The sequence below is a fragment of the Pseudoclavibacter soli DSM 23366 genome (assembly GCF_000423505.1).
GTDB lineage: Bacteria > Actinomycetota > Actinomycetes > Actinomycetales > Microbacteriaceae > Pseudoclavibacter_A > Pseudoclavibacter_A soli.
Genome location: NZ_AUIC01000004.1, coordinates 118657 through 131043 on the forward strand (window position 1 = coordinate 118657; position 12387 = coordinate 131043).

At 65.4% G+C, this 12387-nt stretch carries 10 protein-coding genes, 1 tRNA gene and 2 pseudogenes; 5 read left to right on the forward strand and 8 right to left on the reverse strand.

Annotation, left to right across the window (positions count from 1 at the left end):
* Positions 1–325 precede the first annotated feature (325 nt).
* Together G557_RS11445 and G557_RS0103485 are read left to right on the forward strand one after the other, a co-directional pair.
* Complete coding sequence (locus G557_RS11445; RefSeq protein WP_036961047.1) at positions 326–1063, forward strand: endonuclease/exonuclease/phosphatase family protein; 738 nt, start codon at positions 326–328, stop codon at positions 1061–1063.
* Between the two features lie 61 nt (positions 1064–1124).
* The gene (locus tag G557_RS0103485) at positions 1125–2165 is read left to right on the forward strand and encodes a zinc-binding alcohol dehydrogenase family protein (protein WP_028244964.1); all 1041 of its coding nucleotides are present in this window, start codon (positions 1125–1127) and stop codon (positions 2163–2165) included.
* Positions 2166–2206: 41 nt separating this feature from the next.
* Here the strand turns inward: G557_RS0103485 and G557_RS0103490 are convergent, their stop codons facing one another.
* From G557_RS0103490 to G557_RS11455, 3 genes are all read right to left on the reverse strand, one after another.
* Complete coding sequence (locus G557_RS0103490) at positions 2207–3505, reverse strand: type II toxin-antitoxin system HipA family toxin (RefSeq protein ID WP_028244965.1); 1299 nt, start codon at positions 3503–3505, stop codon at positions 2207–2209.
* Positions 3502–3810 (reverse strand): helix-turn-helix domain-containing protein, encoded by a 309-nt coding sequence (locus G557_RS13255; RefSeq protein ID WP_051224427.1) that lies wholly within the window; start codon positions 3808–3810, stop codon positions 3502–3504. The genes G557_RS0103490 and G557_RS13255 overlap by 4 nt, the downstream gene beginning before the upstream one ends.
* A gap of 122 nt (positions 3811–3932) precedes the next feature.
* The gene (locus G557_RS11455) at positions 3933–4796 is read right to left on the reverse strand and encodes an alpha/beta fold hydrolase (protein WP_084626971.1); all 864 of its coding nucleotides are present in this window, start codon (positions 4794–4796) and stop codon (positions 3933–3935) included.
* Positions 4797–5028: 232 nt separating this feature from the next.
* On the opposite strand from G557_RS11455, the gene G557_RS11460 reads away from it, so the two are divergent.
* The 3 genes and pseudogenes from G557_RS11460 (at position 5029) to hrpB (ending at position 9631) form a co-directional block, all read left to right on the forward strand.
* Positions 5029–6384, forward strand: coding sequence for a condensation domain-containing protein (locus G557_RS11460; protein ID WP_156877063.1), 1356 nt, complete (start codon positions 5029–5031; stop codon positions 6382–6384).
* A gap of 199 nt (positions 6385–6583) precedes the next feature.
* Positions 6584–6865 (forward strand): annotated as a pseudogene (locus G557_RS13660) (integrase core domain-containing protein); the annotation flags it as partial.
* Positions 6866–6973: 108 nt separating this feature from the next.
* A complete protein-coding gene (gene hrpB, locus G557_RS0103510; RefSeq protein ID WP_028244966.1) occupies positions 6974–9631 on the forward strand; it encodes an ATP-dependent helicase HrpB in 2658 nt (885 codons plus the stop codon).
* Positions 9632–9671: 40 nt separating this feature from the next.
* On the opposite strand, the pseudogene G557_RS13665 reads toward hrpB, so the two are convergent.
* The 5 genes and pseudogenes from G557_RS13665 to nadD all read right to left on the reverse strand — a co-directional run.
* Positions 9672–9848, reverse strand: a pseudogene (locus G557_RS13665) (helix-turn-helix domain-containing protein); the annotation flags it as partial.
* Between the two features lie 239 nt (positions 9849–10087).
* Positions 10088–10160, reverse strand: a tRNA-Ala gene (locus G557_RS0103515).
* A 44-nt stretch (positions 10161–10204) separates the two neighbouring features.
* Positions 10205–10612, reverse strand: a complete 408-nt coding sequence (gene rsfS / locus G557_RS0103520) for a ribosome silencing factor (protein ID WP_028244967.1) — start codon at positions 10610–10612, stop codon at positions 10205–10207.
* Positions 10612–11763 (reverse strand): hypothetical protein, encoded by a 1152-nt coding sequence (locus tag G557_RS0103525; RefSeq protein ID WP_028244968.1) that lies wholly within the window; start codon positions 11761–11763, stop codon positions 10612–10614. Before G557_RS0103525 ends, rsfS begins: the two co-directional genes overlap by 1 nt.
* On the reverse strand, positions 11764–12369 hold the full coding sequence (nadD, locus tag G557_RS0103530; RefSeq protein WP_028244969.1) for a nicotinate-nucleotide adenylyltransferase: 606 nt from the start codon (positions 12367–12369) through the stop codon (positions 11764–11766). It lies immediately after the preceding gene.
* Positions 12370–12387: the final 18 nt, after the last annotated feature.

Genomic DNA, 12387 nt, shown 5'->3' on the forward strand with positions numbered 1-12387 from the left:
GGCATCCTTTCGAGGGGTGTGGCACGGTGGCGGGGTGAAGGTGTGAACAGGCAGGGAAAACCAAGGCAGTCGCCATGGTGTGTGGGGCGGGGTGTGATCGCTGCGCTGCGGTCTGCGGGATGCCGTGGGCCGTTGGCCTCGTGGGCTTGCGTTCACGGCGATTCGCCGGTGAATGCATCGATGCTAAGACCCTGATGGCCCGTGGTGCAAGGGCGAATCACCGCAATCTGTGCAGAGTTCACACAGTCGTGATGTCTGCCACATCCACAGCCGATGTTCAGCATCAGAAATCGACTGTGCTCGACGCAGTCGCGTAGTGTGAGAAATGCACCAAACATGGGAGGCCCACCGAGTGCTTGAGGTCATCAGCTACAACTTGAGAAAGAACCGTGCACTGTGCGAGCTCGATGCACTGGTTGCCGAGCACACACCCGACGTGCTCTGCCTGCAAGAGTGCGATGTCGACCAGCTGCCGAAGCGTTTCGGCGAACTCGAACTCGTCGAGGCGACACGCGGCAACCGTCTCGGGCTTTCGGTGTTCGCCAGCCGTGAGCGCTTCGAGATCGTCTCCACCGACACGTTTCCGCTCAAGAAGTCGCTGCACGATCGCATCGCGGCTCCGGCCAACGAGCGCCTCGTGGCCACTAGGCTGCACGATCTGGCTCGCGACCGCGAGCTGTTGGTCGCGTCATTTCACGGTGCACCACTCACCGCCCGCAACGCCCTGCGTCGCAAACAGATCGCCACCTCGTACGATCTGCTGGCCAGTTTGGGCCCAAACCTGCCCACCTTGATGATCGGCGACTACAACTACCCGTTCTTTCAACGGCACCTCGATCGCCGTATCACAGCCCGCGGCTACAGTCTCAGCGCGAGCGAAGAGGGCACCTATCAGCGCTACAAGATCTTCCGCGGACACTACGATCTGGCCACCACATCGGGCTTCGACGTTGCCGCGCTGACGAGTCTGCCGCAGGGCACCTCCGACCACCGGCCGATTCTGCTGCAGGCAAGCTACTCTCCCACCGTGGTGCCGGTGCTCGCTGGCGCTGGCGCAGCCTGAGCCTTCCCACTGCCCCGCGCAGCCCGGTGCTGGCGCGCCCGCACGCGAGTAGGCTCAAGATATGAGCACCGTCGCAGCTGAGATTCCCACCACCATGCAGGCGTGGCAGGTCGTGCAGCCTGGCCCAGTCGAGACGACCACTCCCGTCGAATTCGTGCAGCTGCCGGTGCCGACACCCGCAGCCGGTGAGATCCTCGTGCGCGTGCTGGCGTGCGGCGTATGCCGCACCGATCTGCACGTCAGCGAAGGCGATCTGCCCGTGCATCGAGACCACGTCACCCCCGGTCATGAGGTTGTCGGCGCAGTCGCCGCTCTTGGTGACGGCGTCACCGGCTTCGAGCTTGGCGACCGAGTCGGCGTCGCGTGGCTGCGGCACACCTGCGGCCAGTGCAAATACTGCCTGTCCGGCGATGAGAACCTCTGCCCCAACTCCCGATACACCGGATGGGATGCCCCAGGCGGCTATGCCGAATACACCACAGTTCCAGCCGCCTTCGCGTATGCCCTGCCCGACGGCTACTCAGATATCGAGCTTGCTCCGCTGCTGTGCGCGGGCATCATCGGGTATCGGTCGCTCAAACGCGCTGCGCTGCCCGAAGGCGGCGTGCTCGGCATCTACGGGTTCGGCGGCTCGGCGCATCTCACAGCACAGGTCGCTCTGGCGCAGGGCGCTCGCGTGCATGTGCTCACCCGCGACGAACAGTCACGGCAGCTGGCGCTTGACTTGGGGTGCGCCAGTGCGGCAGGAGCCTACGATGCCCCGCCCGAACCGCTGGATTCGGCCATCCTGTTCGCCCCTGTCGGCGATCTCGTGCCCGTGGCGATGCGCGCACTCGACCGCGGCGGCACCCTCGCCTGTGCCGGCATCTACCTGAGCGATATTCCCGAGCTGCACTACGAAGCCGACCTGTTCTACGAGAAGCAGCTGCGCAGCGTCACCTCGAACACCCGCGGCGATGCCCGCGAGTTTCTGGCCTTCGCTGGTGCGCACCATCTCGACGTCGATGCGCACCCCTACGCTCTGGCTGACGGACTGCAGGCGCTGCGCGATCTCAAGGCCGGAGCGTTCGCCGGTGCTGCGGTGCTGGTTCCGGACCACTGACGCAGCCGAGGCACCGGCGACGAACAGGGCTGAGCCGCGGGTCAGAGCACCTCGGGGTGCAGCATGCCGCCGATGCGGTCGCGCGTGGCCGGTGAGACGCCTGCCGCCGTGGCGAACTCACTCCATGAGTCAAGCGCTGTGGCGATGGATTCTCGCGTCTGCTTGACGTGCTGCACTTCGAACTGGTCGGCGACTTCGAGCAAATCGTCACGCGTGATGTCACGGAATCGACCGTTGACCGCCAGCTGATGCTGATTGGTCCACTGGCCTCGGGGATTGTAGGCGAAGGTGAGGTCATACGCCGGAGACAGGCGCCAGTTTCCTTGCTCGTCGGCAAGAAATCCGATGTTCTTCGCATGGTCGTCATTGTTCGAGGCCGCGACGTTGAACGCCATGCGACGCCAGATCTCGGTTCGAGTATGCCTCAGCTGATCTGCAGGCAGGCCGAGTTCATCGATGGTCGTGAACACCTGCGCGTAGCTGTTTGCGCCGGATGCTCTGAAATCGACGGCGGCGAGCCCGGTCAACGATTGCAGATGCAGTCGACGAGTTCCCTCGCGATCGAAGCGACGGGTCATGAAGTGCGCTCGACCGTGCTCTTCGAGCAGTCTGGTCGGCGCCATCTCAACGCCGGCTGCCCGTGCCATCTGCGCATAGGCCTGTTCGATGCGCCCGTACTCGCTCGTCTCGCCCAGTTGCTCGTCGATGCCCACGCCGTCGAACTTGAGCAGCCAAGGTTCGGCGTCAGGCCCGGGCGCGATGTGCCCGGAGGTGATCTCGCCAGTGACGGTGTTGAGGTTGATGATGGCCTTGGCTCTTGCTCCTCCAGCGCTCGTGCCCACGTCGATGATCTGTTGCAGGGCGTGTTGGGCTGCGCGCTCGGTCGTCAGCGTCCCATGCACCGCTGCTCGAGCGGCGAGCACCACATCGTTCATGTCGAGTGCGCTGGGCCTTTGTGCAGCCGGCTGCACATCAGGCACGTATTCGAGTGCGCCCATGCCTCGATTGCCCAAATAGGCCAGACGGTCCAGTGCGGTGACACGATCGTGGGGGATGCCCTGCTCGGCCATCCAGGCGTCGATCAGGCTGTTGCCGAAGGCGTCGGGGAGGCTGTCGGCGATCATCGGCGGCAGACCCGAGTAGGTCTCTCGAGGAAGATCGGCGAACGAGAATGGGCGTAGGCGCCTGGGCATCAGCACCGGAGCGAGCTCGACACCTGTGCGCACCCAGGCGGGGTCGTATTCGAAGTCGTACGCGCCTCGGCGGCGGCCCGCTGCGAGCACTCCCACACGCCTGCCCCACGCGAACACCTGCACGACGTCTACTGGAGTGTAACTCATGACTGCCGGTTTCGAGAGACACGGCGAGGACGCGGTGGCAGACCTTCACGCGCGCGCAGCAGTTGCATCGGGGTCGGCCCCGCACCCACTGGGTCGAACGTCTCGAACCAGTCATGTCGCCCCAGCACTCGCCCCACGGCGATCAGTGTGCTGACCGAGGTGTCTGCACCTGCCTCCAGGCGGCGCACTGTGGCGATGCCGAGATTGGCCCGATCCGCGAGTTCAACCTGGCTGAGCCCCTCGGCGATGCGCACCTGGCGCACCTGCTCACCAAGAGAGGTCAGAATTTCAGCAGTCGACGTCATGATCCAAATATATCAAATGTGATCTCTCACGCTCAATTATGCCAATAACATATCTTTTCTGATCAGATACTTTTCTGGCGCTTCGGCTTGGCCCTACAGCTCGATATCTTCGCTGCCTGGTGCTACCTCGAGACGAGACTGCCCGCCACTTCTGGCGCAGCAGGTGCATCCGAAACCTCCGCAGCGTCCGTACGCTCGACCCCGGCATCCTCATGCGTGGCCACATGTTCGGCGAACAGCCCCGGCCACGCCATGATGCCATACGGGGTCTGCGCCACCACGAGCCGGCTGCCCTCGATCAGATGATGCAATGACGTCGCCGTCGACATCGGGTGCGCCGGGTCGGCGATCCAAGCCAGAATCAGCGTGGGCACCGTGATCTTCGACAGCTGCTCGGGCGCCGGCAGGTCGGCCTGCGCCGCCCCGCGCAGCACGGTCGGCAGCAACGCCTCAGCGACCGTCGGGCGGGTGTCTGGCACGTCTGCCAGAGCCGGCGGATTCGCCACCTGCTTGCCCTCGGCGACAAACGCCTCGATGCCCTCACGCTCGACTAAATCGGCCTGCGCCAGATAGTTGCCGGCCTGCGCACGCCGCGTCTGCCACGCCGTCGGTGGGCTCACCAACGTCAGGCTCGCGAAACGCCCGGGGTCGTGAACGGCCGCATGCAGCAGAGTGCCGCATCCCATCGACTGCCCCACCCCATGCACGCGTTCGCCCGGTGCAACGTGATCGAGCAGCGCCAGCAGGTCTTGGGCAAGGTGCGCCCAACGATACGTCGAAGCATCGAGGGTTCCCGTGGAGTGGCCATGCCCGCGAGCGTCATACCGCAAGATGCGATGGTTGCGCAGCGCCCGCCCATGGTCGAGGCCAAGTGCGGCGTCGCGTTCCCGACTCGACGTCAGCCCATGCAGCTGCACGACAAGCGGCCCCTCATCGCCCTCGATGTGGTAGTCGATCGTCACGCCGTCATGTTCAAACCCTGACACCCGCACTCCGTTCGTAGGCCGACGTGACTCTCAGCACGCCGGCCTCAGTTAGCCGCCCCGACGGTGCCGTCTCAACCAGGCCACGGCACGTGACGGGAGATATTCGTGCAAGTCTACCGACATCCGACCGCACAGCACAGGGCAGCAGGCGCGCGAAATGTATCCATCATGTTGCCGTCCACCCCTCGGTCACCGCTGCGCAACCTTCTGCCGGTAGGGTCGCCTCGTGCGCTTGACCAACATCACCCGAGTCACGCTGCCTGCGGGTTGCGTACGCCATTTCGCCGTGACCGCGGGCGACGTGGTGAAACACGGCCTGCCGATGTCGTTCGACCAGCGTCGCCATGTGGGCGAGGGTGATCGCGGCGGCTCTTGGATGGCCTTGACGCTTCGTCTGCCCACCCCGGTTGACGAGCGCCTGCTGGGTCAGGCCTGGATGGTCGTGCTGGCCCGCCATGGCACGCTGCGCACGGTGTTCTCACGCGATGAGAGCGGCCGGCTGCAGCTGAGCGAGCACCTGATGCAATCGGGGCACTGGCACACGCAGCCGGTGCAGCCCGGTCAGCCAACTCGCGACGCCGTGCGCGCTGTGCTCGACCGGCACTGCCGACCGTTCGACGCCCCATCGCACCGCCTGGTGCTCATTGAACCCGATGCCGATGCGCACGACCGGCGCCCAGTGCTGGTGATCGCCTCTGATCACTCGCATGTCGACATGTGGTCGGTGCTGATCATGGCGCGCGACCTGCTCAACGCACTGGCCGCCCTCGATCAGGGCGCCGCCCCGGAGCCACTCGTGGCGCAGGCCGCCAGCGATCAGGCCCCCGACTTCGCCGAGCACACCGCGGCGCTCGACTCCCGCGGCAGCACACCGCCTGAGATCCTTGAGCGGTGGAACGAGATTCTGGCGGTCGAAGACGGCAGGCTGCCCGCGTTTCCGCTCGATCTGGGCGATGTCTCACATCTGGTGCCCGAGGTGGTCGAGGTACGAGACGTGCTCGATACCGCGCAGCTCGCCACGCTCGCCGCGCAGGCCGACGCCCAGGGCGTGCGCCTGCTGCACATGGTGCTCGCCGAGATGACGGCGGTGACCCTCGAGATGGCAGGGCACCCACTGCGCGCGGTGTTCCCCGTACACAGCCGATACGAACCGCAGTGGCACGACGCGGTGGGCTGGTTCGTGACGAATTCCGTGATCGAGTGCACCGCATCCGACGCTCGCAGCTGCGCTGCCGATGTGAAGCGAGCACTGCAGCTCGGGCAGCATCCGGTGGGTCCCGTGTTCGCACCGAGAGGAGGCATGCCGCACACCCCCGGCATGTTCGCGATCTCGTGGCTCGACACCCGACGGCTGCCAGTCTCCCTCGATGCCGGACTCGAGATGCAGTATGTGTCGGCGTCGATGAGCGTCGATGGGGTGATGATCTGGTTCGTGGTGAGCGCCTCGGGTGTGCACCTGCGCTGCCGCTACCCCGGCACACCGCAGGCGACACGCAATGTGCAGGCGTGGTTGACCGCCCTCGTGGAACGGCTGCAGCAGCGCACCAGCGCGCCCCTTGATGCCGAGGTGCGGCACTGCGCGAGCTGAGGCCTCACCGACCTGATGTGGGTTACCACACTCGCATCTTGAGCGCGGAGGCCTTCCATGACTCACTTTAACGCACCTTTGATGCCCGAGGGGCGTCGCCGTCTTGCTGTTCTGATCGTGGATCAGCGTTGGTCGTTGCGGCGGGCAGCGGAACGGTTCACCCGCCGGTGGGGCCGCCGCCCCGACGGTGGCGGGTGGCGGCTCCTGCTACCGCTCACACACCTTCGCGGACGCACTCGGCGAGGGCGTGAAGCACAAATAGACCAAACCCTACCGGCCGCAGACCAGCGGGAAAATCGAACGCTTCAACCACACCCTCGCCACCGAATGGGTCTACGCGAAGCCCTACACCAGCGAGCCCGAACGCACCGCCGCCTACCAGACCTGGCTGCACCACTACAATCACCACAGACCCCACACCGGAATCGGCGGCCAAACCCCCTCAACCCGCGTTCACAACCTCCAGGGGAAGTACATCTAGCGGCTCGGCCTTTGGGCATTCGCCTGAAAAGCTCAGGCTGATCGTTCACAATAGAGGCATGCCCCTGTTCGTCGAGACTCTCGCCACTTTGACCAGGGTGGCTCCATAGTGAGCGCGGCAGATGGCGCAGCGACACCGGCGCCGTTCGACTTGGTCAAAATCAGTGAGCATCTGCCGGCAGGCGAGCTTCGCCCCGGCCTCGAACGTGCCTTCGCCACAGCCTCACCGCGAATCGTGATCGAAGCTCCGCCGGGCTCGGGCAAAACCACGGTTGTGCCGCCAGTCATCGCGAATGTGCTGTCAGCGACCGAGCAGCCACGGGTGATCGTTGCCGAGCCACGACGCCTTGCGGCCCGCGCCGCCGCAGCCAGGCTGGCTCAGCTGAGCCGCACATCCATCGGCGACCTCGCAGGCTACAGCGTGCGCGGCGACCGCAAGGTGAGCGAGCGCACCCGCGTCGAATTCGTCACCAACGGCCTGCTGCTGCGCAGACTGCTTGCCGACCCCGCGCTCACCGGCGTTGGTGCCGTCGTGCTCGACGAGGTGCACGAGCGAGACCTCGACGGTGATCTGGCATTCGCAATGGCTGCACAGATTGCCGATCTGCGCGGCGATCTCGCCGTCGTGGCCATGTCTGCCACGCTCGATGCCGACCGATGGGCCGCACTGCTCGGCTCATCCAGCACGGTGCTCAGCGTCGCAATGCAGCCACATCCGCTGCGCCATCTCTGGGCGCCGCCGCCAGCGGGTGTGGCCAGAATCGACGACCGTGGCATCACCCCAGCATTTCTGACCCATGTCGCCCGCACCGCAGCCCAGGCGTTTCGCACCCACCCCGACGGGTCAGTGCTCGTGTTCGTGCCAGGTCAGCGCGAGGTCGACCGCATCGTCACGCTGGTGCGCGAGCAGGGCATCCTGACGTTGCCACTGCACGGGTCGATGACTGGCCGTGAGCAAGATGCCGTGCTCACTGCCCCGCCCAACGGCGAGCGGCGTGTCATCGTCGCGACCTCCATCGCCGAGTCGTCGCTGACCGTGCCCGATGTGCGCACGGTGGTCGACGCCGGGCTGGCGCGCGAGCCGCGTATGGATGCCCGGCGCGGCTTCTCTGGTCTGGTCACCGTGCCAGCCTCGCAGGCTTCGGTGGCTCAGCGGGCCGGTCGAGCCGCGCGCCTGGGGCCTGGTGTCGCGGTGCACTGCGGTGACGAGCAGTCGTTGGCGCTGGCGCCGGCGCACTCTCGCCCGGCGATCACCACCGCAGACCTCACGTCGACGGCACTCACCCTGGCGGCCTGGGGTGACCCAGAGGGCCTCGATCTGGCACTTCCCGATCGCCCGCCCGTTCAGGCCCTCGACGCAGCCCAGCAGTCGCTGATCGCACTGGGCGCCCTGACCGAGCGCGAGCACGCCGATGGCCACGGCCCCCGGCTGCGCATCACCGAGCGAGGCCGTCGACTGGCGGCCATTCCGACTTCGCCCCGGCAGGCACGTGCGTTGCTCGACGGCGCACCCCTCGTCGGTGCTGCGCGGGCCGCCGAGCTGGTGGCTGCACTCGACAGCGACGCGCGTGCTCCTGGGGCTGACTTCGCGGCGTTGGTGCGGCAATTGCGCAACGGCAGCTCGCCAGCGACATCGAGATGGCGACGCGATGCCGATCGCCTCGCTCGATTGCTCTCATCCAGCGATCACCGGCAAGATCGCACCGCAACCTCAGTGGGCGACGAGCAGGCCCTCGGGCTCGTCGTCGGGCTCGCTTTTCCTGAACGTTTGGCCCGGCTGCGCGCGGGCACATCACATGAGTATGTGCTGGCCTCTGGAACTGCGGCCACACTGCCTCGCGACTCTGCACTGCATGGTGCGGCATGGCTGGCCATCGCCGACGTCTCTCGAGTGGGCGCGAACCAGGGCACCGGCGCGCTGATCCGATCAGCCGCGCCGATCAGTCGCGACATTGCCGAAACTGCCGGCGCCCACTTGCTGAGCGAGAGCATCGAGGCCACTTGGCGCGACGACCGTCTGAAGGCCGAAAGAGTGCGTGCCCTCGGCGGCCTCGAACTCAGTCGCACCAGCGCCCGACTCGCGCAGAGTGATGCACGCGAGCACGTTCGTCGCCTGTTGCTCGGCCCCCTCTCTGCTGATGCGACCGGCCCGGGCACTCACGGTGAGGGTACGCAGGATGCCCCGCTCGGCATCCTGCACTGGTCGCCCGCCGCCGATGAGCTGCGGCGACGTCTCGCACTGCTGCGGCATGTGCTCGGCGACCCGTGGCCCGATGTTGATGACGCGCATCTGGCCCAGCGGCTGGATGAGTGGCTTGCTCCCGAAATCGATGCCCTGGCTGCTGGGCGCCCGGCCCGCGACCTCGATCTCGTCACTGCACTGCGGCGCCTGCTGCCCTGGCCTGATGCTGCTCGGCTCGAGGAGCTCGCTCCAGAGCGGCTCGGAGTGCCTTCGGGCGAACATCATCGGCTGGCCTATCCCCCGCTCAATGCGCCGGATGCTCCCCCTGTGCTGGCAGTCAAACTGCAGGAGTGCTTTGGCTGGCTCGAGACCCCACGCATCGTCGACGGCCGCGTGCCGGTGCAGCTGCAGCTGCTCTCGCCCGCACAGCGACCTGTCGCGATCACTGCCGACCTCGCCTCGTTCTGGGCCGACGGCTACCAGCAGGTGCGCTCCGAGCTGCGCGGACGCTACCCGAAGCATCCTTGGCCCGAAGACCCGCTCACGGCTGCGCCCACACGGCATACCAAGAGACGGCAGCAATAGACCTGTGCTCATGTGTGAACTGCGCTGAGCCAAGTGGAATCCGGCTCGTTGAGCCGCTGCTGCCCTCAGCACGATATCTGGCAGCCCATTTGCGGGCGGTTGGCGGCGAGACCATGAACAGCCTCGCCGCAACACGGACGGGGTAGCCTCCATCGACGATCAGACGCGCCAGACGTAAACGTGCACGGGGCGTCAGAGCTGCATTTGCGTGGGACATGAGTGGCCTCTTGCATGGTGAAGCAATGTATCAACAGCTCCACTTCACAACAGGAAACAACGTCCCTGGACATCACACCTAGTGCGCGGCCTGGCCTGGTACGCAATATCGGTGTGGCCATGCCTCCGATGACTCACACATGTTGCATCAGCCGAAAGCCAAGTGGCGATGAAACACAAAACCCGCCAGACGAATCTGACGGGTTTTTGATAACGAGCTGATGTCTCAACCTTCTCGTGTGGACCTGACGGGACTCGAACCCGTGACCCCCTGCATGCCATGCAGGTGCGCTACCAGCTGCGCCACAGGCCCCTTTCGGGGCTTGGAAACACCCTAAGGTGTTTCAGCCAACTCGACTATGGTAGCAGATCTTCAGCACCTGCGCGAACCGGTTCAGGCTCGGCTTCGGTGATACCAAGATCAAGCACCGGCGCCGTATTCCATATGCGCTCCAGGGCATAGAACTCGCGAGCCTCCTGCTGGAAGGTATGCACGACCACGTCGCCGAAGTTCTGCAGCACCCACTCCCCGACATCGCGACCCTCTCGCCCGCGCTGCTTGACACCTTGCTCGACAAGGGTGTCTTGCACGGCATCGGCGATCGCTGCGACATTGCGCTGGCTCGACCCGGTGAGAATCAGAAAGACGTCGGTGAACGGGTTCAGCTCAGAGACGTCGAGCGCCACGATATCGTGAGCATTGAGTTTGATGGCGGCCTCAGCCGCGGCACGGGCGATCTCGATCGCCTGGTCGGTTGCAGTCATTATCCGAAGATCCTCAGGAGTACGAAGGCGGTCGCGGCGACGATCAGCACGCCGGCACCCACAAGCAGCCAGACGGCCGCGGCGTTGAGCCGCGAATGCTCGGGTGACGAAGGCAGAATCACGTCGCTCTCGTAGCGCCGCACGGTGTCGACCGCAGAGATCGGTCGGTTCTCGTCGGTGATGGGCAGTCGATCTGAGCTGTCGGCCAATGGGTCGCCGGCGTCACGTTCGAACACCGCAGGGATAATGCCGGTGTCGGTGGTCAGCTGCGGCAGTGTGATCGACCCGGTGGTGAGCACCACGTCGCCGGTCGAGTCGAGCGGCAGCGTGAAGTTCTGCTCAGGAGTGCTCGGCAGCACCAGCACGCTTGCCGTGGCCGGCCCGGTTGACACCCCACCGCTCAGCTGCACGGCATCGGCATCGTCTTTGTCTGCACGGTCGGATGCGGAAGCCTTGGTTTCAGGCTTCTCGACAGGCTCGGTGCGAATGAACGAGGCACCCTTGGGAGCGCCATCGCCATCGTGCTGATTCTGTGCGACAACACGTTCGGCGACAGGTGAGCGCTTGGGCAGCACCGCAGCTGCCTTTTCAGCAGAGGTCACCTCAGGTTTGGGCTCAGGTTTGGCAGCAGGCTGGGCCGGAGCAGCAGAGCGAGCCTTGTCGGCAGGCTTTGCCGACTCTTCGGCAGGAGCAGCCTTGGCAGGCTCAGGCCTGCTGGCCCGTGGCTCTTCGGCGAGCAACGGCAGAACAGACGCGCCCTGCTGGGCAGCTGCCGGGCGTGGCGGCACCGGTGCGTCAGCGGCAGGAAGACGCTCGCGGCTGCGGCGCAGCAACGGCTGGGGCGCAGCCTTCTCAGTGACGGGCTTCTCGGTGACCGGCTCGGCCTTCTGCTCAGCGGTAGCGGCTGCGTGTGCATGCGCGCGCGAACGCCGCGCCGGAGCCTCGGTGACCGGCTGCTGAGGTGCAGCATCTTGCTGGGCAGGCTCGGTTGACTCGGCTGCGTGATGATGGCTGGAATGCTGCACTGGAGCATCGGGCTGCGCAGCCTTGGCAGGCTGTTGGGCGGCCTGAGACTGGGCCTCACGCTCAGCGGCGAGTTGACGCTCACGCTCACGCAGCTCGCGCCGGGTCAGCTGATGTTCTTCTGCCACTTATTCCTCGTCATCCTGGTAGAGACCATATTTATTGATGTACTGCACAACCCCGTCTGGCACCAGGTACCACACCGGTTGCCCTGCCGCTGCACGTCGCCGACAGTCTGTCGATGAGATGGCCAGCGCAGGAATCTCCAACAAGCTTACGTCTTCGTGCGGCAGACTCGAAAGCGACAATGGATGCCCGGGTCGGCTCACAGCCACAAAGTGCGCCAGCGGCCACAGCTGTTCGGCGTCTTTCCAGGTCAGAATCTGTTCGATCGCGTCTGCTCCCGAGATGAAGAACAGCTCTGCATCGGGTCGAGCGGCATGCAGATCTCGCAGTGTGTCGATCGTGTAGGTGGGGCCAGGCCGATCAATATCTGCGCGACTCACCGTGAAGCTCGGGTTCGAGGCTGTGGCGATGACCGTCATCAGGTAACGCTGATCAGCGTCAGTCACATCACGGTCGGCTTTCATCCACGGTTGGCCGGTGGGCACGAAGACAACCTCATCGAGGTCGAATGCGTTGGCCACCTCACTGGCTGCCACCAAGTGGCCGTTGTGGATGGGGTCGAAGGTGCCGCCCATCACCCCGAGGCGGGGTCGGCGCTGCTCGGCCATCTATAGGCTCAGCGAAGA